The sequence below is a fragment of the Bradyrhizobium sp. CCGE-LA001 genome (assembly GCF_000296215.2).
In the GTDB taxonomy this organism is placed as follows: Bacteria; Pseudomonadota; Alphaproteobacteria; order Rhizobiales; family Xanthobacteraceae; genus Bradyrhizobium.
The window spans coordinates 2156307-2178229 of sequence record NZ_CP013949.1; the positions used below are offsets into that span (position 1 = coordinate 2156307).

Consider the following 21923-nt stretch of genomic DNA (forward strand, 5'->3'; position numbering starts at 1 on the left):
GAGTCTGTCGTGAAAGTCCTGCTCGCCCATACGCCCGAGATGCGGCGCAACTACTATGGCGATCGCAGCCTGAACGGCCTGCGCGCGGCCGCCGAGGTGATCCTGCACGAGGGCGGCGATGCGCTCGACGCCGCCGGCCTCGTGCGCGCGGCGAACGACGTCGACATCATCGTCGCCGACCGCATGACGGAAGGGCGCGGCGAGATTTTTGCGCAGTTGCCGCGTTTGCGGGCGTTCGTCCGTTGCGCGGTCGACATCCGCAACGTCAATGTGGAAGAGGCGTCGAAGTCTGGCGTGCTCGTCACCCGCGCCGGGCCCGGCTTCGTGCAAGCGGTGGCCGAGCTCGCGCTCGGCTTCATGGTCGATCTCTCCCGCGGCGTGTCGCGCACCACGGCCGACTATCAGGCCGGCCGCAAGGCGGAAGCGCGGATGGGCCGTCAGCTCGCCGGCAGCAGAATCGGCATCATCGGCTATGGCAGCATCGGGCGCTATCTCGCCGAGGTGGTGAAGGTGCTGCGCATGGAGGTGCTGGTCGCCGATCCCTTCGCAACCGTCGACGATGCCGCAATCCGGCAGGTCGGTCTCGACGAGCTGCTTGCCGCATCGGACTACGTCGTCTGCCTTGCGGTGGCGAACGAGCAGACCGAGAATCTGATCGGCGAGGCGGCGCTGGCACGGATGCAGAAGCATGCCGTCTTCATCAATCTCTCGCGCGGCAATCTCGTGGATGAAGCCGCGCTGGCGCGGGCGCTGCGGGAAGGCCGCATCGCCGGCGCGGCGATGGACGTCGGCCGTGCGCCCGACCAGATGCCGACGCCGGAGCTGGCCAGGCTGCCCAACGTCGTCGCGACGCCTCATGTCGGCGGGCTGACGCCGCAGGCGATCGAATATCAGTCGCTGGAAACTGTGCGGCAGGTCGAGGCGATCGTCAGAGGCGAGGTCCCGCAAGGCGCCGTCAACGCCGACCGCTGGACACGGCGGCCCTAAAGCCGGTCCACAGCCTTGAACGTCCCGTCCTTTTGGATCACCGTCAGAAACACCTTCGGCCGCGTGTCGAGCATGCGCATGCCGACGGTGACAGTGGTGCCGCTGATATCGAAGCGGCCGACATCGTTGATGGTGCGCAGCAGGCCCGCGCGCGTCGGATTCGGTCCGGCTTTGTCCAGCGCGGCGGCTGCGAGACGGCCGGAGAGATAGCCTTCGAGCGACACGAAATCCGGCGCAAGCGTCGGATCGAACGCCGTCTGCGCCGCCTGGTAGTCGGCGACGAGCTTGAGCGAGCGGTCCCAGGGCGACGGCACGACCTGAGAGACGATGACGCCTTCGCCCTCGGGGCCGAGCTCCGCGGCGAGCGCGTTAGCGCCGACGAAGGAGATGTTGACGAAGGTCGGACGCGCGCCGCTGCGATGGGCGAGCTTGATGAACTCCGCGCAGGGACCGTAGGTCCCGACCATGACGATGGCCTCGGGGTCGGCACGCTTGATCATGCGCCAGGCCTGGACGACCGCGCGGGTGTTGCGCTCGAAGGTGCCTTCGGCGGCGAGTTCGAGGCCGCGTTCGGCGAGCGCACGCTTCACGCCGGCAAGACCGTCGCGGCCGAACGAATCGTCCTGGTAGAAGATCCCGATGCGGGTGAACTTGCGATCCTCGGTGAGATGCTTGATCCACGCCTCGGCTTCGGCGCCGTAGCTCGCGCGAATGTTGACGACATTCGGAAGCTCGAGGTCGCGCAGGAACTCGGCGCCGCTGAACGGGCCGATGAAGGGCACGTTTCGGGCGCTGGTGATCGGAATGGTCGCCATCGCGGTCGGCGTGCCGACCGCGCCGATCAGCGCGAATACCTTGTCGCCCTCGATCAGCTGCAGCGTCTGCGCCACGGAACGGTCGGGGTCGTAGCCGTCGTCACGGCTGATGAGCTGAAGCTTGCGGCCGTGGACGCCGCCCTTGGCATTGATCTCGGTGAACGCCGCGACAATGCCCTGCCGCATCCGCTGTCCGAGTGCGGAGGAGGGGCCCTCGAGCGCGGCGGCCTGGCCGAACAGGATCGCGTCGTCGCTGACACCGGCCTCCTCGGACTTGGCCGGCAACATCGCTGAGGCGAGCAAGGCGATGGTCAAAGCGATATAGGTCGCGGATCGCGATCGTGTCATGAGCGGGCTTGCCGGATGCTGGATGCGTTGTGGCGATGATAGCTTGATCGGGCTGAACAGGTCGCTAATCCGCGACGCGACGGCGAGCCTACGATTCCGGGCAAAACCGGCAAGTTATGGCCACACTGCAGCATTTCGGTGCGGCAATCGTTAACTAAGCCGCGTGATGCGGAACAATGGGGTTCCGAAATTGTGCAGTTCTTAACCGCGATCCCTGTCCGATAGTCCCGGCGTTGGCTCAACCAGAAGTTCTGGCTGCCGCGCAACGGGGATATGCGGATCAAGATCAAGATGGGCGGTCGCGATCAGAACGATCAGGATCGGAGACGTGTGACCGGATGGTGGCGTGCCTCGCCGCTGCTCCGGCTCCATCGTCCTGCGCTCGTCGCGATCGGTGTTGGTCTGTTGTTCTCGGTCGTAGGGGCGGCTGCCGTGGCGCGATGGGAAAACCGCGTCAACAAGATCGAGTTCGAGAACGCGGCCGAGACCCAGGCGATCGTCATGCAGAACGGCATGAACGAATACATATCCAGGCTTCTCGCGCTGCGCACGCTGTTCGAATCGACGAACGCGGAAATCACCCGCAGCGAATTCGAGACCTTCAGCGTCCGCCTGTTCGAGCGTCATCCCGGCATGCTGCGCATCGGCTGGCTGCCGCGCGTCAACCGCAAGGAGCGCGCCGAATACGAAGCCGCGGCGATCACCGACGGCGTGTCCGGCTATCGCATCAAGTCGCTCCAGGGCGAGAGCTTCGCCCTAGCGCCACAGAGCGACGAGTATTTTCCGGTTTTCTACTCGACCCAGCCGAAGACATCCTCAGTCTACGGCATGGATTACGCGACCGTGCCGGAGCGCCGCGCGATCCTCGAACGCGCGCGCGACAACGACCGGGTTACCGCCATTCGCACCCGCCTGTACGAGCCGAGGGAAGGCGGCCGGCTGCCAGACGTCCTCGTCGTCATTCCCGTCTACGCCAAAGGAACCACGCGCGAGACGGTCGCCGACCGGCGGCGCAATCTCGCCGGCTACGTCGTCGGCATCTTCGACCTGCCGCTGCTGGTCCAGTCCATTCGCGTCACCACCGGCGCAAGCCCCGCCGTCAGCGTGAACGTCTACCCGCCCTTCACGGGGCGGGTCGTCAGCCTGGAGCAAATTCAGCCCGACTATTCGTCGGCGGCCACGGCACCGCAGTCGATGCGCGACGTCGCACGCGCCCTGCACTGGTCGGGCATCCTCAAGATCGGCGATACCGATTGGCAGGTTCGCGCGATGCCGACGGCGGGCGGTCCGCTGGAGACATCCTATGATCGCGCCGCCGCGGTCCTCATCGTTGGCATGCTGCTGACGCTGTCGCTGTCGACTTATCTCATGCTCGCGAGCCGGAATTCGCGGCGGCTGTCGCTGGCAAACCGGCGCGTGCTCGAGCTTGCCCAGACCGACATCCTGACTGGCTTACCGAACCGCGCCTTCTTCCTTGCCCGGCTCGACGAGCTCAATGACCGGCTGGCGGAGGGCGGGCCGACCTTCTCGATCCTGATGCTGGACCTCGACCGCTTCAAGAACGTCAACGATTCCCTCGGTCACGGCGCTGGCGATGCGCTGCTGCGCCAGGTGGCGCAGCGGCTGAAATCCGCGCTGCGCGCCGGCGACGTGCTGGCGCGGCTCGGCGGCGACGAGTTCGCCATCATCCAGGAGGCTTGCGAGGATCAGCGCACCTGCTCGACCGAGCTCGCGGGGCGGATCGCCAAGCTGGTGGCCGAGCCGTTCCCGCTGCCCGGCCATCGCGTCGAGATCGGCACCAGCATCGGCATTGCGATCGCGCCGGATCACGGCCGCGACCAGGAGCAGCTGTTGAAGAAGGCGGACCTTGCGCTCTACCGCTCGAAATCGGCAGGCCGCAACTGCTTCACCATCTATGACGAGGCGATGTCGGCCGAGCTCGAGGCGCGCAATACGCTGGAGGGCGATCTGCGCGATGCCATCGCGCGCTGCCAGCTCGAAGTGCACTATCAGCCGTTCATCGACGCCCTCACCGGCGCGCGGCGCGGCTTCGAGGCGCTGGTGCGCTGGCGGCATCCGACGCGCGGCCTGATCCCGCCGGACCAGTTCATTGCGCTCGCGGAGGAGACCGGACTGGTGGTGCCGCTCGGTGAGTTCGTGCTGCGGCGCGCCTGCACGGATGCCGCCGGCTGGCCCTCCGAGCTCGCGGTCGCCGTGAACCTGTCGCCGATCCAGTTCAAGGAGCCCGATCTGTTCGAGGTGATCTGCGCGGCTCTTGCCGATTCCGGACTGCCGCCGCATCGGCTCGAGATCGAGATCACGGAATCCGTGTTGCTGGAGCGCGGCGGCGAGAACCACGCCTTCCTGGAGCGGCTCAAGGGCATCGGCATCGAGCTCGCGCTTGACGATTTCGGCACCGGCTATTCCTCGCTCAGCTATCTCACCGCGTTCCCGTTCGACAAGATCAAGATCGACAAGTCGTTCATCCGCAATCTCACGCAGCAGCCGCGCAGCTCCGCCATCATCTCCGCGATCGTGACGTTGGCACGCGGGCTGGACATGTCGGTCACCGCCGAAGGCGTCGAGACGCGAGAGGAATATGAGCGGCTGAAGGCGCTCGGCGTCAATTTCGCGCAAGGCTATCTGTTCGGCCGCCCGCAGCCGATCGAGCGGATCCGGTTAGACGCACCGGCCAAATCGTCACGCCTCGACGCCGCCTGAGCGCTCGCCTAGCCGCACCTGAACATCTATGGGAGGTCGTCATGCCCGGGCTTGTCCCGGGCATCCACGTTCTTTTGTAATGCAAACGGTAGGCGTGGATGGCCGGGTCAAGCCCGGCCATGACGTTGTGGAAGCTTTGACGTCCATACGTAGACCTCACACCGCGCGACGGGCATGCATGAAAAGCGCTTGACCCGGGCATCCCCGGATGATCGGTAGGATCGTCCAGGGATGAAACACACAAACATGCGGCTTCCGTTCTTCTACGGCTGGGTCGTGGTCGCCGTGACCTTCGTCACCATGGCCATCGGCGTCAACGCGCGCACTGCCTTCTCGTTGTTCTTTCCGCCGATCATCTCCGAATTCGGCTGGGAGCGCGGCGTCACCGCGGGCGCCTTCTCCTTCGGCTTCGTGGCGTCGGGCGTCGCAAGCCCGCTGATCGGCCGCCTGATGGATCGCGCCGGCCCGCGCGCGGTGATGGAGCTCGGCGTCGTGCTGATGGGCGGCGGGCTGCTGCTCGCCCCGCTCACCAGCGCGCCCTGGCATCTCTACGTGACCATCGGCGTCATGGTCGGCGCCGGCTCGGTATGTCTCGGTTATTCCGGCCAATCGCTGTTCCTGCCGAACTGGTTCATCCGCAAGCGCGGCTTCGCCATCGGCATCGCCTTCGCTGGCGTCGGCATCGGCTCGGTGACGCTGCTGCCATGGGTGCAGCACATGATCGAGCAGACCGGCTGGCGCACCGCCTGCACCGCGATGGGGCTGATGGTCCTGATCGTGCTGGCGCCGATCAATCTGTTGCTGCGCAAGCGGCCCGAGGACATGGGCCTTCAGCCGGACGGCGATGCAGCGCCGGTCGAGGGCGCTGCCAAAGCCGTCTCCAACATCGTCGATCCCGTCTGGGCCGGCACCGAATGGACGCTGAGGCGCGCCGTTACGACGGCGCGGTTCTGGTGGATCGCGCTCGGCTATTTCTGCGGCCTGTACATCTGGTACGCAGTGCAGGTTCACCAGACCAAATTCCTGCTCGACATCGGCTTCAGCTCTGGCGTCGCCGTGTGGGCGCTCGGCATCGTCAGCCTGCTTGGCATTCCCGGCCAGATATTGCTCGGCCATGTCTCCGACCGGATCGGGCGAGAATGGGTTTGGGCGATCAGCTGTGCGGGCTTTGCGATCTGCTTCGCCGCGCTGATGGCGTTGAAATTCTCGCCGTCATTGTGGCTGATCTATCTCATGGTGTTCACCCAAGGCGCGCTCGGCTACGGCCTCACCTCGATCATGGGCGCGGTGGTGTTCGAGATCTTCCAGGGCAGGCACCAGGGCAGCATCTTCGGTACGATCATGCTGGCTGCGCTGGCGGGCGGCGCCGCCGGTCCCTGGGTGACCGGCCTTCTCTACGATCGCACCGGCGATTACACGCTCGCCTTCGGCATCGCGGTGATCGTGAGCGGCTTGTCGGCGCTCTCGATCTGGCAGGCGGCGCCGGGCAAGGTGCGGGCGGTGGCCGGACGGCTGCACGAGATCCAGGGTCGAAGCGCCCAGTAGTTCCAGACTTGCGGCATTGCCCGCGTTTGTTTCGCCGAACGTTAAGCACGTGGCAGCTTGGAGAACGCAACCCGGATTGCAAAAACGTCTTGGACACCATCGGAGCGTTAGCGTCGGGCCACTACCGCTTTCTTCCCGTCATTCTCTCCGGTCCGAATGATGTCTGCCTCCGACTGCCTTACGGAAATGCCGGACGTTCTGCTGGCTGCGCTCGAGCACGCCGACGATGCCATCGTCATCGTCAACAGCGCACGCCGCATCGTTCATTTCAACGCCGGTGCCGAGCGGATCTGGAAGCTCGCGCGCGCCGACGTGCTCGGCCGTGATGCCGAAATTCTCAACCTGAGGTGCCTTCAGGCTGAGCCGATCGCGGAGTTCCGCGACGAGATCAGCCTCATCCGTCGTGACGGCAGCCGGATCCGGGCGGCGATCTCTCTTGCGTCCGTTGCAAATGGCGGCGCGACTCATCACGCCGTGTTCGCGCGCGACGTCACCGTTGAAGCGGAACGCCGTGCGCGGATCGCGCTCCAAGACGCCGTCTCGGACCAGACCAACCGCGCCGTGCTCATCACCGACACCGAACTCGGGATCCGCTACACCAATGCGGCCTTCACCTCGCTGTTCGGCTATTCCGCCGCCGAGGCGAAGGGACGGCGGGCGACCGATCTGCTGGCCGGTCGCCACACCAACCGCCGGGCCCTGACGCGGATCGTACGGAGTCTCACCAAGGGTGGTCCGGGCCGCGAAGCCGAGGTCCTGATCTATACCAAGGCCGGCGAGGAAATCTGGGTCTGCGCCCGGATCGATGCCTTTCGCGACGGCAAGAGCCGGGTCAAGTACATCTTCGCGCTGCTCGAGGACATCACTGAGACCAGGCAGCTGCGCTCGCTCCAGCAACTCATCATGGGCGCGCTCGCCGACGAGGTGCCGATCGGCGAGATCGCCGACCGGCTCTGCCGCCGCGTCGAGGAAATCGCGCCCGACGTCGTCTGTTCGCTGCTCCACGTCGACGCCGCCGGACTGATTCATCCGCTCGGCGGCCCCAGCTTGCCCGAGGATTATTCCCGTGCGCTGGACGGGGTGGGCATTGGTCCCGATGTCGGCTCCTGCGGCACTGCGGCCTTTTACGGCGAACCCGTGCTTGCGACCGATCTCGACACCGATCCGCGCTGGCAACCCTACAAGGCCATGCCGCTCGCGATCGGCCTGCGTGCGTGCTGGTCGACGCCAGTCAAGGCCAAGGATGGCCGCGTCATCGCGACCTTCGCCTTCTACTATCGGGAGCCGCGCGCGCCCAGCAATTGGCACCGGCGCATCGTCGAGGCCTGCGTCGATCTTGCAGCCTTCGCCATCGAGCGCAAGGAAGCGCGCGCCGAGATCGCGCGGCTCGCCTATCACGACATCCTCACCGGGCTGCCGAACCGCGCGCAGCTGCGGCACCTGATCACCACCGCGATTGATGCCTGTCCGACCGGCAGCCATGTCGCGCTCGCGTTCCTCGACGTCGATCATTTCAAGGACGTCAACGACACGCTGGGCCATGCCGCCGGCGACGAGCTGCTGGTCCAGCTCGCGCAGCGCCTGCGCGAGCAGATCGGGCCAGACGACATGCTGGGGCGGCTCGGCGGCGACGAATTCGTCATCCTGCTGCCGCAGCGCAACGCGCAATCCGCCGAGCGCCTGGCCGCGAGGATCACCGAAGCGCTCGCCGCACCCTTGCGGCTCGGATCGAGGCTGATGCCGATGTCGGCCAGCATCGGCATCAGCCTCTATCCCGATCATGCCACGGACATCGACACTTTGATGCAGCAGGCCGACGCTGCCATGTACATGGCCAAGCAGGCCGGACGCTCGACCCACCGCCTGTTCAGCGCGGAGATGAACAGCTTGGCCGAGCAGCGGCTGGCGCTGATCGCGGCGCTCCGCCGCGCCGTCGCGGAGGGCGCGCTGAGCCTCAGCTACCAGCCGCAGATCCGCAGCTGCGACGGCGCGATCCACGGCGTCGAGGCGCTGGCGCGCTGGCGCGATGCCGTGCTCGGCGACGTCTCGCCGGCAAAGTTCATTCCGCTTGCCGAGGAATGCGGCCTGATCGAGCACATCGGCCTGTGGTCGGTGCGCGAAGCCTGCCGGCAGATGGCGAGCTGGCGCCGCGCCGGGCTCAACATTCCCAGCGTGTCGGTGAATCTGTCGCCGATCAATTTCCGCAGCGTCGCGCTCGCGGCGCGGCTCAAGGACATCCTCGCCGAATACGAGTTGCCGTCGGATGCCCTGATGCTCGAGATCACCGAAGGCACGTTCATGCAGGACGGCGCCGCCGCGCTTGAGACCATGAACGCGATCCGCGAGCTCGGCGTCGGCCTCTCGGTCGACGATTTCGGCACCGGCTATTCGAGCCTCAGCCGGCTCGCGCATCTGCCGATCCGCGAGCTCAAGATCGACCGCAGTTTTATGCGCGACATCGAGCGCGACGCCGGCGCGCTGGCGATCGCCACTGCGGTGGTGCGCGTCGGCCAGGGCCTCGGCATGACCGTGGTCGCCGAAGGCGTCGAAACCGAGGGCCAGCGCAAGACGCTGGCCGAGCTCGGCTGCGACGTCGTCCAGGGCTTCCTCTACGCCCCCGCACTTCCTCCCGTCGCCTTCGAGCGCTGGCTGATCGAGCACTGCGCCGAGCAGGCGAGGGCGATGCTCGGCCGGCTGGATGTGGCGGCGGCGGCAAGCGCTGCGGTGAGGCGGTCGGCGTAGGCGTTGTCAGGGGCCTCCAGTCCGAGCGAGAGGCCGCCTCGAGAGGCGAGCCGGGCGTAAACGGACGCTCTTGCAGTTTCGGTTTCCGACAAAAAGTACATGGCGTTGTGACGCACCGACAATAGCCATTCGCCGGCTCCTGCTGCTAGATTGTGCGCGATCAATCCGCAATTGTTGGCTGTGTTGGTGGGAATCGTGAGAGTTCTTCGGGGGCGCGCCAAAACGTTCGTCGTGATGGGCTGGGTCTTCTTTGTGGTGTCGATCCCGATATGCTTTTCCATCAGCGTGGCCGCAGGCATCAGCAAGACTTATTTTGCGGCCCATCCGCAGGCAACTTTTGACGCGTTTGATCTCGGAGCCTCCAAGCTCGTCTTTGCTGCTGGCGCTTTTGCCGCCGTGGCAGCGTCGATCGCACTTGCCTTGAAGTTCAGAGCCACCGCGTCGGTGATGGTCATTGCGATTTGGAGCGCGATCGTTGTCGGTACCCCGCTGGCTCGCGCTTTCGTCAAGCCCGGCCCGGAATATTTCGTGCGGCATGTCGGTTCGGAGGTCTTCTTCGTACCTTGGCAATATATCCCCGCTGCCCCCGGGGCATCCGTCGTCGAAGTCTCAAACGAGAATGGCTTCTCTGCAGCACTCTGTTTGTCCAATCTCAAAGGTCGCGGCGACGCGGACTGCAGTCGGATTCAGCAGCTTCGGGTCCTGCCAAACGAGGAAGGCGCTGCTGATTTCGACTTGAAGAATTGGCGCAAGTACCGGACCGAAATGCGCCCGGGTCCGGATCGACTCGGATATCAATCGTTCGACCTGACCGATACGGCGCGACCCGTCGGGCCCACGCGAGTCCAGCATTACTTCGCACGCCAGAATTCTGACGGGCAGCTCACGCGGCTTGTCGTGTGTCGGCTCGACGACGAGAAATTCTGCAGACACCACGCGCTGGTTGGTAAGTATTGGCTGGGATACGACGCAAGCGTCGCCGAGGCTGATGAGAAGCTGGACGACAGGCTGGCAGCCTTGGTCGAGTCGTGGCGACGCAACTAGATCGTATCCAAGGACAAGCTGATCGATTAGTCGTCAGCGTAGCAGGCCCGGTGAAGTCGGCTCTCGCGCTGTAGCCCGTAAGCTCAGCCGTTCTGTCCTACCCTCCCGCCAGCCCCGTCCTGCGCCGCAAATCCGTGATCGCGCGCAGGAAGCTGTCGGCCGGCGTCGTCTCGGGATCGATCAGCCGATGCAGGCGAAAGCCGTCTTCCAGCGCGAGCACCACCGAGGCCATCCAGGGTGGGTTCAGCGCGCTGTTCCTGCCGTTGCTCTTCAGCGTCGCCTCGATGATGTCGGCGACCAGCTTGCGTCGCGCGCGCAGGCGTTTGGCAAGCTCAGGCCGGCGCTTCTCGGCGCGCGCGACGAACAGGATCATCTCCATGTGCAGCAGCGGCGAGCGGCCGAGCGGATCCTGCCTGCTGCGGTCCATCGTCTTCAGCGCCGCGATGAAATCGTCGAGATTGTCGTGCTGGGCAAGGATATCCATGTTGCGCCGGATCGACTGCTCGACATGGTCCTCGAGCATGGCGATGATCAATTCGTCCTTGCTCTTGAAGTTGGAATAGAACGCGCCGCGGGTGAACCCCGCCGCGGCCGCGATCGCCTCAATGCTGGCGCCGCCGATGCCGTCCGCCTCGAACACGCGCGCGGCGGCCTCGAACAGCTTGTCGCGCGTATCGTCCCTGGTCGGCCTGGTTCTCACCCTTGACATCGGCGCAGCTTAGGGCAGAATGCAACTCGATACAACAATGTATCGAGTTGATAATTCCAGGGATGGTTACGCTGCGCAACAGGGGCTGCCCGGCGTATTCGTGTCATGCGGCAACCGGATTGAGGTCACCATGAACGAGCAAGTGCAACCCGCCGGCGGCAAGCCGTTGTTCAACCCGCTGTCGCCGGATTTCATCCGCGATCCCTATCCGCATTATGAGCGGCTGCGCACGCTCGATCCGGTTCACCTGACGCCGTTCGGCCAGTTCGTCACCAGCCGCCACGCCGATGTCAGCCTCGTGCTGCGCGACAAGCGTTTCGGCAAGGATTTCGTCGAGCGCTCCAAGCGCCGCTATGGCGACAAGATCATGGACGAGCCGGTGTTCCGCAGCATGGGCCACTGGATGCTGCAGGCCGATCCGCCCGATCACACCCGCCTACGCGGCCTGGTCGTGAAGGCCTTCACCGCGCGCCGCGTCGAGGACATGCGCCCGCGCATCCAGCAGATCGTCGACCAGACCATCGATGCCGTGATCGAGCGCGGCCACATGGATCTGATCGAGGATTTCGCCTTCCGCCTGCCGGTGACCATCATCTGCGACATGCTCGGCATTCCCGAGGAGCACCGCGAGACCTTCTACAAGAGCTCGCGTGACGGCGGGCGGCTGCTCGATCCCGTGCCGCTCTCGCCCGAGGAGATCAGGAAGGGCAACGAGGGCAACCTGATGGCCCAGATGTATTTCCGGCAGCTGTTCGAGCTGCGCCGCAAAAATCCCGGCGACGATCTCATCACCCAGCTCGTGCAGGCCGAGGAGGACGGCAACAAGCTTACCAACGAGGAGCTGACTGCCAACATCATCCTGTTGTTCGGCGCCGGCCACGAGACCACCGTCAATCTGATCGGCAACGGCCTGCTGGCGCTGCACCGCAATCCGGACCAGCTCGCGCTCCTGAAGGCGCGGCCCGAGCTGATGCCGGGCGCGATCGAGGAATTCCTGCGCTACGATTCCTCGGTGCAGATGACGGGCCGCGTCGCGCTGGAGGACATCGACGATCTCGACGGCGTCAGGATCCCCAAGGGCGAGACCGTGCTCTGCCTGCTGGGCTCGGCCAACCGCGATCCCGCGCTCTACCCCGACAGGCCCGACCGGCTGGACGTCACCCGCCAGAACGTCAAGCCGTTGTCGTTCGGCGGCGGCATCCATTTCTGCCTGGGCGCCCAATTGGCGCGCATCGAGGCCGAGATCGCCATCGCGACGCTGCTGCGCCGGCTGCCGGATCTGCGCATCGACGACGTCGAAAATCCGCAATGGCGGCCGACCTTCGTGCTGCGCGGGTTGACGCGGCTGCCGGCGAGCTGGTGAGGGCGCGCTCGCGTTAACCTCCGCGCGCAACAGTCGCTGTGACTTCGCCACACTTCCCCCTATATAAGGGGCTGTTCCGGCGCGCCTGAAGCCTCAAGGCCAGGGTTTGCGGGGGTCAACGTTTGGCCCGGGTGCCGGTTTGGCCGAGGGGAGACCCGTGCAGACGACGCTGCTCGGATTGGCGATTGCCTTCATCATTGCGCTGCTGGCCGCGCTGATCGGGCCGTACTACATCGACTGGAACCAGTTTCGGCCCCAGTTCGAGGCGGAGGCGACCAGGATCATCGGCGTGCCGGTGCGGGTGGCGGGGGAGCTCGACGCGCGGCTCCTGCCGGCGCCGACGCTGCGGCTGCGGTCGGTCACGTTCGGCGGCAACAACGATCTCGGCCGCCTGCGCGCTGACAAGCTCGACGTCGAATTCAGCCTGGGCTCCCTGATGCGCGGCGAATGGCGCGCCACCGAGCTGTCGGTGGGCGGCATGGCGGTCGATCTCGGCCTCGACGCGCGCGGACGGGTCGATCTGCCGTCCATCGCGAGCGGGACCTTCAATCTCGCCTCGCTCGCCATCGAGCGGCTCAATCTCACCGGTCGCATCGCCCTGCACGATGCCGCCAGCCGTTCGACGCTGGAGCTGAGCGACATCGCCTTCGCCGGTGACGTGCGCTCGCTGGCCGGCGCGGTCCGCGGCGAGGGCAGTTTCAGCGCGAGCGGGGTGCGCTATCCCTTCCGCATTTCCTCCGGCCCGAGCGCCGACGGCAACGCCACCCGCCTTCACCTCAACATCGACCCGGGCGAGCGCGCCATTCTCGCCGATCTCGACGGCGTGCTCGCCTTCGAAAACCGCCTGCCGAAATTCGACGGCACGCTGACGCTCGCGGCCCCCGCGACCAGGAAGGCGGGTGAGGCGGGGCCGATGCCTTGGAAGCTCACGACCAGGCTCAAGGCCGATCCGGCCGGCGCCAAATTCGAGCAGATCGACGCCAGCTTCGGCTCCGAGGACGCCGCGCTCAAATTCGGCGGCGTCGGCGACCTCAAATTCGGCGCCTCGCCGCTCTTGCGCGCGGTGCTGTCGGCGCGCCAGGTCGATGCGGACAAGCTGACCGCCAAGGATAATGCGAAGGACGATGCCGACCCGCAGCGCGTCCTGCCGGCGCTGCGGGCAGGGCTCGCCGCGATTCCGCAGGCGCCGATCCCGGCGCAGATCGAGTTCAACTCCGACCAGATCATGCTGGGCGGCCGCCCGCTCCAGAACATCACCGCCGAGCTTCAGACCGACGGACGCTCCTGGACCTTCCGGCGGCTCGAGCTGCGCGCGCCCGGCATGACGCAGCTCTCGCTCAACGGCGCAACGCCCGGCGCCGACAGTTTCAGCGGCCGCCTCAGCGTCGAATCCTCCGACCCTGACACGCTGGTGGCCTGGCTTCAGGGTCGCAGCGAGGTCAACCGCCGCAGCACGCGGCCGCTGCGCCTTGCCGGCGATGTCACCATCGCCGCGAACCATCTCGCCATCGAGCGGCTGAAGGCCGAAATCGACGGCGGCGCGGTGGAAGGCCGCATCGCCTTCGTGCAAACAGGCGCGAGCAAGGGCTCGCGCATCGATGCCGAGCTCAAGGCCGACCGTCTCGACCTCGATGCTGCCGCAGGGTTCGCGCGTGCGCTCGCGGGGCCGCAAGGCGAATGGCCGGAAGAGGCAAAGCTGTCGCTCGATATCGGCCGCGCCATCTCGGCCGGACAGGAGCTGCGGCCATTCGCGGCAAAGCTCGGCTATGGTCCGGCGGCGCTCTCGCTGGAGCAGTTGCGGTTCGGCCAGGCCGGCGGTGTGACCACGGAGGCGAACGGCAGTTTCGATCGCAGGAACGCCACCGGTAAGCTCGCGCTCAAATCGTCGGCGAATTCGCTGCGCGAGCTCACGGCGCTGATCGAGCCGTTTGCGCCTGCGGTGCGCGCGCGCTTCGATGCCATCCCGGCGCTGCCGGGCGCGACCCGCCTCAAGCTCGACCTCAGCCTCGACAAGAACGCCGAGCATGCCGATCGCAGCAACGCGCGCCTCGTGTTCGATCTCGACGCGCCGCAGCTCAAGGCAAGCGCGACGCTGGCGGCGCAGACGCCGGTGGCCGCCGTCAGCGGTATCGACATCGACCGCCTGCGCAACAGCGACTTCACACTCGATTCGAAGGTGTCGGCGCCGCAGGCTGGAGCGCTGCTGGCATTGCTCGGCCTGGATCGCATCGTCGCCGCAGGCGACGGAGCTTCGCAGTTCGAAGGCAAGGTGACGGGCACGTGGCAGAAGCCGCTGCAATTGAGCGCAAAGCTCGCCGGCGGCGGTCTGGATGCGGACGCCCAGGGCACCTTCGACTGGTCGGCATCCAAGGGCAGCGCGAATCTGCGCGTCCGCAGCGTCAATCTGGCACCGCTGCTCGGGACCGGTGCGGCCGACAAATCCACGCAGAACGTCAGCCTGTCCGCTCGCGTCGGGCTGTCGGGCAATCGCCTGACCTTCGACGATCTCGACAGCAGCGCGGCCGGCTCGCATCTGCGCGGCCATCTCACCGTGACGCTCGATCAGGAGAAGAGCGTCGACGGCGAGGTGGGTCTCGATACGCTCGATCTTGCCCCGGCGCTCGCATTGGCGATCGGTGCGGCCGGCCGCGAGTCCGGCGAGCCGCTGAGTCCGGGGCTCGTCAGTGGATGGCGCGGCCGCATCGCCTTCCAGGCGCTGCGCGGCACGCTGCCCGGTGGCATCGAGCTGCGCCCCGTCGGCGGCACGATCCGCAGCGACGGCCAGTCGCTCGCGTTCGATGCGCTCAAGGGCAATGTCGGCGGCGGCGAGATGTCGGCAAGTCTCGATGCCCGCAATGGCGCGAGTGGCCTGACGGTGAATACCCGCATCGAGCTTCGCAACGTCGATGCGACCACGCTGCGCTATCGCGATCTGTCGCTGCCAAAGGGACGCGCCTCGGTGCAGATGGCGCTGACCAGCCAGGGCCGCAGCGTCGAGGCTCTCACCGGTGCGCTCGCGGGCAACGGCACCGTGACGCTCGATGCGGCCGAAATCGCCGGCCTCAATCCGCGCGCCTTTGAGATCGCGATCCGTGCCAGCGACGGCGGCCAGGTCGCCGACGACAATCGGCTGCGGCAGCTGGTCGAGCCTGCGCTGTCGGCAGGCTCGATCGCGGTGACCTCGGCGCAGATCCCGTTCACCATCCGCGACGGCCGCCTGCGCGTCGGCGCGACCGCGCTGGAAGCGAAGAACGCCCGCGCCATCGTCTCCGGCGGCTACGACATTCCCGCCGACCAGGCCGATATCCGCGCCAGCCTGACGCCGATCATGACCGGTCTCTCCGGCGCCCCGCCCGAGATTCAGCTGTTCGCGGCAGGCCCGCCCGGCAGGCTGAACCGAACCATCGATCTGGCGCCGCTGTCCTCGTGGCTCGCGGTGCGCACCATCGATCGCGAGACGCGCCGGCTCGATGCGATCGAGCGCGGCGAGCCGCCGCCCGCCACCGCCGCGCTGCCGACGCTGGTGTCTCCTGATGGCGCGCCCGAGCAGGCGCCGGCCGTTGTGCCGTTGCCCGGACAGGATCCGCGCCGCATGCCGTCCAAGCAGAAGGCGGCGCCGACGCCGAAAGCGCCGCAGGCGGCCCCCGCCGCGCCAAACCCCGCATTGACAAGCCCGCCATTGGCGAGCCAGCAGCTTGCACCGCTGCCGCCGCCGATCGACGTGAAGCCGGCCCCGGGCCCGCCGCCCGCAAAGCCGAGGCCAAAGCCGCCATTGGTGCTGACGCCGCAGAATCCGTGAGGACGAGGTCGTCATGCCCGGACAAGCCCGGCCATGACGCCGGAGAGACTAAGGGTTTGCCGTTCATTCGGCCGTACACAGCCTCACCAGTAAACCCATTCCCTCGCATTTGAATGAATTCTGGTCGGCAAAACTGATCTGCCAACTTTACTGGATTATCGCGTTTGTTCCCTAGTCTCGGTTCCTGAGGAATCCGGTGTCCCGCCACGAGCGGCGGGACAACTCGCCACAAGAACTGGGGTTATCGAGATGGACGGGGCGAAGACGCTTCTACAGGACCTGGACGACGCGATCGCGCGCGGCACCGACGAGAGCCGGGCGCGGGCATTGTGGCATGCGACCGACATCCTGATCACCGGCCGCTACAGCGACGACGAGATCAGCATGTTCGGCGACGTCATCGGCCGGCTCGCCGACGAGATCGAGGTCGCCGCGCGCGCGCAGCTGTCCGAAGTCATGTCGGCCTGCGATCACGCCCCGCTCAACGTCATCGAAAAGCTCGCCCTCGACGACGAGATCGCGGTTGCCGGTCCCGTGCTGCGCGACTCCAACCGGATCGACGAGAAGATGCTGGTCGAGAGCGCCATGACCAAAGGCCAGGCGCATCTGCTCGCGATCTCGCAGCGCCAGTCGATCGGCGAGGCCGTGACCGACGTGCTGGTCAAGCGCGGCAACCAGGAAGTCGTGACCTCGGTCGCAAAGAACGAGGGCGCGCGCTTCTCCGGCTCGGGCCTGCTGCACATGGTCCGCCGTGCCGAGGGCGATTCGATCCTTGCCGAGCAGCTTGGCCTGCGCAAGGACGTGCCGCGCCACGTCTTCCAGCAGCTGATCGCGAAGGCGTCGGAAGACGTCCGCCGCCGGCTCGAGTCCGAGCGGCCCGAGATGATGGCGCATATCCAGAGCTCGGTGACCGAGGTCACCGGCGACCTCCAGTCCAAGTTTGGCCCGTCCTCGCGCAGCTATTTCGTCGCCAAGCGGGTGGTGACGACGCAGTACCGTCAGGGCAATCTCAACCAGGATTCGATCTCGAACTATGCGCGCCAGCACCGCTTCGACGAGGTGCAGATCGGCCTGTCGCTGCTGTCGGCGCTGCCGGTCGACGTCATCGAGCGCGCGCTGATGGACCGCAACCGCGAGATGATCCTGGTGCTGTGCAAGGCCCTCGACTTCTCCTGGGACACGACGATGTCGCTGTTGTTCCTCGGCGCCAAGGATCATTTGATCACGGCGCGGGAGCTGCAGGACAACGAGCGCGAATATGGCCGGCTCAAGATCGAGACTTCGCGCAGCATTCTGAAGTTCTACCAGTCGCGCAAGACCGGCGCGGGTGCCGATGCGGGCCGTCAGCCCGAACTCCAAGTTCACTGACAAGTCCACTGACAAGTCCACTGAGGAGAGGGGAGTGTCTGCAATGTTGCCTCAATTCGGCACCGCGGTTCGCAAGAAGGTCAACAAGACTTCGGCCATCGATCTCGGCGGCGGTGCGCCGGACAAGGCGTCGGTCGACGCCGCCTGGCTCGTGCTGGAAGCCGCCAACGACCTAGGCGATCACGCCGCGATCGAAGCCTGTCGCCGTGTCATCGATGCCGAGCTGAACGGCACCGTGGCGCGCAGCGCGGATGTCGACCTAGTGCTGGGTTATTTTCGCTGACGATCGGACGGCAAAGAGGCTGAACTCACGAGCTCAGCGAAGAACTCAGGCGCTTTGACCCCTTGTCGGATTGGCGATCCGACTTTGCCGCGCTGAGGGCCGCGGCCAGCTCGTCGAGGTGGTACGGTTTCGCCAAAATCTGGATACCCTCTGCTTCTGCCTCGTGGATCGCCGCTTCGGCATATCCGCTGGTCAGCAGGACCGGGACGTCGCTGCGCCGCCTTCTGATCTCCCGTGCGAGTTCGACACCGTTCATGCCGCCCGGCATCATGATGTCCGAAAAGACCAGATCGACGGCGCGTCCGTCTGCCAAAGCGCCTAGCGCGGCTGCAGCGCTGGCGGCCCGCGTGACCTGGTAACCAAGCTGATCAAGCATCTCACCGACCAAGGCGGCGACCTCCTCGTCGTCTTCGACCAGCAGGATCCGACCCTGGCCGTCCTGTTTTGGACGTGTCGTCCTGTTGAGCTCGATCAGGTGGCGCTGCTTGGACGCGAGATTCCGTGAACGGGGCAGGTACAGCTCGATGCTGGTCCCCTGGCCAAGTTGTGATTTGATGCGAACCGTTCCGCGCGACTGGGTCGCGAATCCATGAACCTGGGCCAGCCCGAGGCCGGATCCTTTGCCGACGTCCTTTGTCGTGAAGAACGGTTCGAAAACCCGCGACAGGATTTCGGCACTCATGCCGACGCCGGTATCGATGACGGACAGCCGCACGTAGTCGCCCGCTATGTCCTCTTCATGCAGGTTGGGCAGGTTCTCGCCGCGGACGGTAATGGTCCCGCCGTTGGGCATTGCATCGCGGGCATTGACCGCCAGATTGAGAATGACGAGCTCGAGCTCGCCGGGATCGACCTCGACCGCCCAGAGCTGTTCCGGGAAGTCAAACTCGACATGAACGTCGCCCCGCAGGCTTCGATCGAGCAATTCGCGCATGCCGCCGATCTGCGTGGCGACGTCCACGGGCTCGGGACGAAGCGTCTGCCGGCGCGAGAATGCCAGAAGCTGCTTGGTCAAGCTGGCGCCCCGCTGCGCGGCTTGGATCATCCCATCCATCAGGCGGCGACGGCGGTTCGGGTCCGTCTGGCGGTCGAGCATGTCGAGGCCGCCGGAGATCACCATCAAGAGATTGTTGAAGTCATGCGCCACGCCCCCGGTGAGCTGGCCGATAGCCTCGATTTTCTGGGCCTGGCGAAGCGTCTCCTCGACCCGGATGCGCTCCTTCATTTCGAGGCGAAGCTGCTCGTTGGCTTCCTCCAGCGCCCGCGTCCGCTCCACCACCAGCTTCTCGAGCTCCTGCGCCGTCTGCTCGCGTGCGGCGAGCAGCGCCCGAATCTCGTACTGGCGCCGCCGTGCGCGCAACGCCGATTGAATGGCGCTGGTCAGCGTCATCGGCTGCACCGGCCGTTCGAGTAGCGAAACGTTGCGAAGGAGCGAGACGATGCTGCGCCGCCAGGCCATGACGGCCGGCTGCTCTCTGTGGCTGGTCAGGACGACGAAGGGCAGGTCGGACCAGGGCGGCTGGCTCTCGATCCATTGTGCCAGCGATGCCGTGTCCTTTCCGAACAAGGCTTCCTCAGCGAGGAAGACGGCACCGGCGCCGGCGGCGATTTCGCCGACGAGCTCGGGGAGACTGCGGCAGTTGCCGGCATCCAGGTTCGATCCCCTGAGCAACTCGACGGCTGCAGGTCCGTCGCGCCCGATCGGCGCGAAGACGAGAACGCGTTGATCTCGCTCGCCGCTCATTCAGCGGTCCCTTCCGGCGATATCGCCGGTCCGGTATAGCGCGGCGTGCCGGTGAAGATGCCGCTGAAATCCTTGAGAGGTGGACCGAGCTTGATACCTGTATGGGTCAGCCGGAATTCACGGATGGTATGCTCGTGATTTCCGCTGCGCTTCTTCACCACAGAAAGCGCGCGGCGCACCATCCCGCCGAGCTCGAAGTAGCGCAGCATGAGAACGGAGTCGCTGAGATAGCTGATGTCGAGGTTGGTATCCGTAGGCCCGACCAGCCCATGTTGTGCAAGGATGAGGATCGTGAGCACGCCTTGCTGCGCCAGAAAGCTCAGGAGCTCGTGCATTTGCAGGATGAGAAACCGCTCGTCCGGCATCGCGTTCAGATAGCCGTTCAAGCTGTCGATGACGATGATGCGGGCATTGTCACGCTCGACGCTCGCGCGTACATTCGCCGCGAATTCGCCCGGCGAAAGTTCGGCGGGATCAATCTGCTGGAAGCGGATTTTGCCCGATTCGAGATGCTGTTCGAGTCCCAGGCCGAGTGTACGCGCGCGCGCCTCGACCGTGCCGCGACCTTCGTCGAAGGCAAAAAACACCGCATGCTCGCCGCGCTCGGCCGCTGCGATCGCATAGGTCAGGGCGACTGAGGATTTGCCCACGCCGGCTGCGCCGATGAGAAGCGCGTTGGTGCCGCGCTCGAGCCCACCGCCGAGGAGTTGGTCTAATTCGGCGTTGCCGCTCGGCGTGAACTCCCCGAGGAACGACTTGTGATGTTCCGCCGCAACGAGACGAGGAAAGATTTTCAGGCCACCTTTGTCGATGATGAAGTCGTGGAAGCCGCCGCGAAACTTGATGCCGCGCATCTTGATCACGCGAAGCCGCCGCCGCTCGGCGCCGTAGTCGAGGGCGAGCTGTTCGAGCATGACCACGCCATGCGCGATCGAATGCAGCTGCAGATCGTCCTGGGACGACGAAAGGTCGTCGAGCAGGATAACCGTGCAGTTGCGGGTGGTGAAGAAGTGCTTCAAGGCCAGGACCTGGCGCCTGTAGCGCAGCGGGTTCTGCGCAAGTAGCCGGAGTTCGGACAGGCTGTCGAGAACGACGCGCGTCGGATTGATCCGCTCGACCTCTTTGAAGATCAGATTGGTGGTTTCACTCAGCTCCATCTCGGCCGGATGAAAAACGGTGAGCTCCCGGTCCGGATCCAGCGTCGTTTCCGGTGGCACCAACTCGAAGATGTCGACACCTTCGAGCGACCAGCCATGCCGTTGCCCGACCAGCGTCAGCTCGCGCTTGGTCTCGGATAGGGAGATATAGAGCACGCGTTCGCCCTCGCGCACGCCACTCAGGAGGAATTGGAGCGCGATCGTGGTCTTGCCGGTGCCGGGCCTCCCCTCATAGAGATACATCCGGTTGGCATCGAAACCGCCGCCCAGAATGTCGTCCAGGCCATCGCTGCCCGTGGAAACCCTCGGCAAATCCTTCAGGTCGCTGTCGGCAGCAGCCTTGGATGGACCGGTCATCAGACCCCCCTACAAAAGTTCTTCCAAAAGCCCCGCCTTTGCCGCGGGCGTACGCCCCGGGGCTCGGACCAAACGAGGTCCATACAAGGAACTCGCGAGCGGAGATCAGGTTCCCGGCGCGCACGCATTGTCGCAGGAGGCCGCAGCCAAATTCGCCCCCGACTGTGACAACGATTCAGATCGTGTCGGTCTAAAACTGCACAGAGACGAACCGGGGCAGCGTTTGGCTGGCGGCCGAAGGCGGCGATCAAGGCCCGATGCGGTAGATCACGACCCTTTCGCCGTTACGGATCGTGCTCCGCTCCAGGAGATAGTTCGATTTCTCCAGCGCGCGGCGTGATGCAACGTTCGCGACATTCACGATGCCAATGAGCGAAAGCAACTTCAGCCGTGATAGCCCGAGGTCCGTCAGCGCGGTTGCGACCTCGCTTGCAAATCCCTGGCCCCAGAATTCGCGTTTGAACGCGTAGAGAATCTCGATCTCGTCGACATCATCCACGCAAATGTGCCGAAGCCCAGCCCGTCCGGCAAAAGCACCGTCTGTCGTTCGCAGCGTCCAAAGCCCGAAACCGTGCTCGTCCCAATGCGCCATGTTGGTGGCGAGATAGGTCTTCGTGACCTCGGGCGTCCGCACCCCGCCGAGATAGCGGGAGACCTCGGCATCGAGATGCAGCGCGACGAGGTCGGCGAGGTGGATTTCATTCAGCCTTTCGGCCGTCATCCTGTTGGTGCGGAAGTGATTCAATGAGGTTACCCGCGTTCGACGAGAACATTCGACGATATTATCCTGCCGACGTCTTACTCGACCTCTCGATCGCCCGCATGAGGCGCAGGTTTGATCTGCATCAAGCACGCGCAGGCCGACCGCGTCACAACCCCGCTTTGAACTCACAGGTTGACAGGCGCGATGATCCCGACTTGGTATGTCACCTTTGAAATTC

Annotated in this window: 14 protein-coding genes; 9 read left to right on the top strand and 5 right to left on the bottom strand. The window is 65.5% G+C overall.

Translation table 11 applies throughout. From position 1 onward, the window contains the following. The first annotated feature begins 9 nt into the window (after positions 1–9). Positions 10–987 (top strand): hydroxyacid dehydrogenase, encoded by a 978-nt coding sequence (locus BCCGELA001_RS10280; RefSeq protein ID WP_060737587.1) that lies wholly within the window; start codon positions 10–12, stop codon positions 985–987. Here the strand turns inward: BCCGELA001_RS10280 and BCCGELA001_RS10285 are convergent. Beyond that, entirely contained in the window at positions 984–2150 is a 1167-nt protein-coding gene (locus BCCGELA001_RS10285; protein WP_060735221.1) for an ABC transporter substrate-binding protein, read from the bottom strand. The two genes, BCCGELA001_RS10280 and BCCGELA001_RS10285, sit on opposite strands and share 4 nt — an antisense overlap. Before the next feature lie 291 nt (positions 2151–2441). Between BCCGELA001_RS10285 and BCCGELA001_RS10290 the strand changes: the two genes are divergently transcribed. The 4 genes from BCCGELA001_RS10290 to BCCGELA001_RS10305 all read left to right on the top strand — a co-directional run bounded on the left by BCCGELA001_RS10290 (position 2442) and on the right by BCCGELA001_RS10305 (position 10202). Continuing rightward, entirely contained in the window at positions 2442–4871 is a 2430-nt protein-coding gene (locus tag BCCGELA001_RS10290; RefSeq protein ID WP_060737588.1) for a bifunctional diguanylate cyclase/phosphodiesterase, read from the top strand. Between the two features lie 246 nt (positions 4872–5117). Then, positions 5118–6416 carry an MFS transporter gene (locus BCCGELA001_RS10295; RefSeq protein ID WP_060735222.1) on the top strand — a complete coding sequence of 433 codons (1299 nt, stop codon included), beginning with the start codon at positions 5118–5120 and terminating at the stop codon, positions 6414–6416. A gap of 159 nt (positions 6417–6575) precedes the next feature. Continuing rightward, a complete protein-coding gene (locus tag BCCGELA001_RS10300; protein WP_060737589.1) occupies positions 6576–9158 on the top strand; it encodes an EAL domain-containing protein in 2583 nt (860 codons plus the stop codon). Positions 9159–9353: 195 nt separating this feature from the next. Next, entirely contained in the window at positions 9354–10202 is an 849-nt protein-coding gene (locus BCCGELA001_RS10305) for a hypothetical protein (protein WP_144441243.1), read from the top strand. Between the two features lie 97 nt (positions 10203–10299). On the opposite strand, the gene BCCGELA001_RS10310 is transcribed toward BCCGELA001_RS10305, so the two are convergent. Beyond that, positions 10300–10911 (bottom strand): TetR/AcrR family transcriptional regulator, encoded by a 612-nt coding sequence (locus tag BCCGELA001_RS10310; protein WP_008556699.1) that lies wholly within the window; start codon positions 10909–10911, stop codon positions 10300–10302. 130 nt (positions 10912–11041) lie between these two features. Between BCCGELA001_RS10310 and BCCGELA001_RS10315 the strand changes: the two genes are divergently transcribed. The 4 genes from BCCGELA001_RS10315 to BCCGELA001_RS10330 all read left to right on the top strand — a co-directional run bounded on the left by BCCGELA001_RS10315 (position 11042) and on the right by BCCGELA001_RS10330 (position 17724). Continuing rightward, positions 11042–12274 (top strand): cytochrome P450, encoded by a 1233-nt coding sequence (locus BCCGELA001_RS10315; protein ID WP_008556700.1) that lies wholly within the window; start codon positions 11042–11044, stop codon positions 12272–12274. A 157-nt stretch (positions 12275–12431) separates the two neighbouring features. After that, positions 12432–16073 (top strand): AsmA family protein, encoded by a 3642-nt coding sequence (locus BCCGELA001_RS10320; protein ID WP_060735223.1) that lies wholly within the window; start codon positions 12432–12434, stop codon positions 16071–16073. Between the two features lie 249 nt (positions 16074–16322). Continuing rightward, complete coding sequence (locus BCCGELA001_RS10325; RefSeq protein ID WP_060735224.1) at positions 16323–17441, top strand: DUF2336 domain-containing protein; 1119 nt, start codon at positions 16323–16325, stop codon at positions 17439–17441. 43 nt (positions 17442–17484) lie between these two features. Continuing rightward, entirely contained in the window at positions 17485–17724 is a 240-nt protein-coding gene (locus BCCGELA001_RS10330) for a hypothetical protein (RefSeq protein WP_008556731.1), read from the top strand. 25 nt (positions 17725–17749) lie between these two features. Here BCCGELA001_RS10330 and BCCGELA001_RS10335 read toward each other — a convergent pair whose 3' ends face one another. The 3 genes from BCCGELA001_RS10335 to BCCGELA001_RS10345 form a co-directional block, all read right to left on the bottom strand. After that, positions 17750–19468 (bottom strand): response regulator, encoded by a 1719-nt coding sequence (locus BCCGELA001_RS10335; RefSeq protein WP_060735225.1) that lies wholly within the window; start codon positions 19466–19468, stop codon positions 17750–17752. Continuing rightward, on the bottom strand, positions 19465–20982 hold the full coding sequence (locus tag BCCGELA001_RS10340; RefSeq protein ID WP_060735226.1) for an ATPase domain-containing protein: 1518 nt from the start codon (positions 20980–20982) through the stop codon (positions 19465–19467). The genes BCCGELA001_RS10335 and BCCGELA001_RS10340 overlap by 4 nt, the downstream gene beginning before the upstream one ends. A gap of 247 nt (positions 20983–21229) precedes the next feature. Further along, a complete protein-coding gene (locus BCCGELA001_RS10345) occupies positions 21230–21727 on the bottom strand; it encodes a GNAT family N-acetyltransferase (RefSeq protein WP_060735227.1) in 498 nt (165 codons plus the stop codon). Positions 21728–21923: the final 196 nt, after the last annotated feature.

What these genes read in the sequence shown, in the direction of transcription:
- BCCGELA001_RS10285 (WP_060735221.1), bottom strand. Translation starts at nt 2,150, where the DNA reads ATGACACGATCGCGATCCGCGACCTATATCGCTTTGACCATCGCCTTG.
- BCCGELA001_RS10290 (WP_060737588.1), top strand. Translation starts at nt 2,442, where the DNA reads ATGGGCGGTCGCGATCAGAACGATCAGGATCGGAGACGTGTGACCGGA.
- BCCGELA001_RS10295 (WP_060735222.1), top strand. Translation starts at nt 5,118, where the DNA reads ATGCGGCTTCCGTTCTTCTACGGCTGGGTCGTGGTCGCCGTGACCTTC.
- BCCGELA001_RS10300 (WP_060737589.1), top strand. Translation starts at nt 6,576, where the DNA reads ATGTCTGCCTCCGACTGCCTTACGGAAATGCCGGACGTTCTGCTGGCT.
- BCCGELA001_RS10310 (WP_008556699.1), bottom strand. Translation starts at nt 10,911, where the DNA reads ATGTCAAGGGTGAGAACCAGGCCGACCAGGGACGATACGCGCGACAAG.
- BCCGELA001_RS10315 (WP_008556700.1), top strand. Translation starts at nt 11,042, where the DNA reads ATGAACGAGCAAGTGCAACCCGCCGGCGGCAAGCCGTTGTTCAACCCG.
- BCCGELA001_RS10325 (WP_060735224.1), top strand. Translation starts at nt 16,323, where the DNA reads ATGGACGGGGCGAAGACGCTTCTACAGGACCTGGACGACGCGATCGCG.
- BCCGELA001_RS10330 (WP_008556731.1), top strand. Translation starts at nt 17,485, where the DNA reads ATGTTGCCTCAATTCGGCACCGCGGTTCGCAAGAAGGTCAACAAGACT.
- BCCGELA001_RS10335 (WP_060735225.1), bottom strand. Translation starts at nt 19,468, where the DNA reads ATGAGCGGCGAGCGAGATCAACGCGTTCTCGTCTTCGCGCCGATCGGG.
- BCCGELA001_RS10340 (WP_060735226.1), bottom strand. Translation starts at nt 20,982, where the DNA reads ATGACCGGTCCATCCAAGGCTGCTGCCGACAGCGACCTGAAGGATTTG.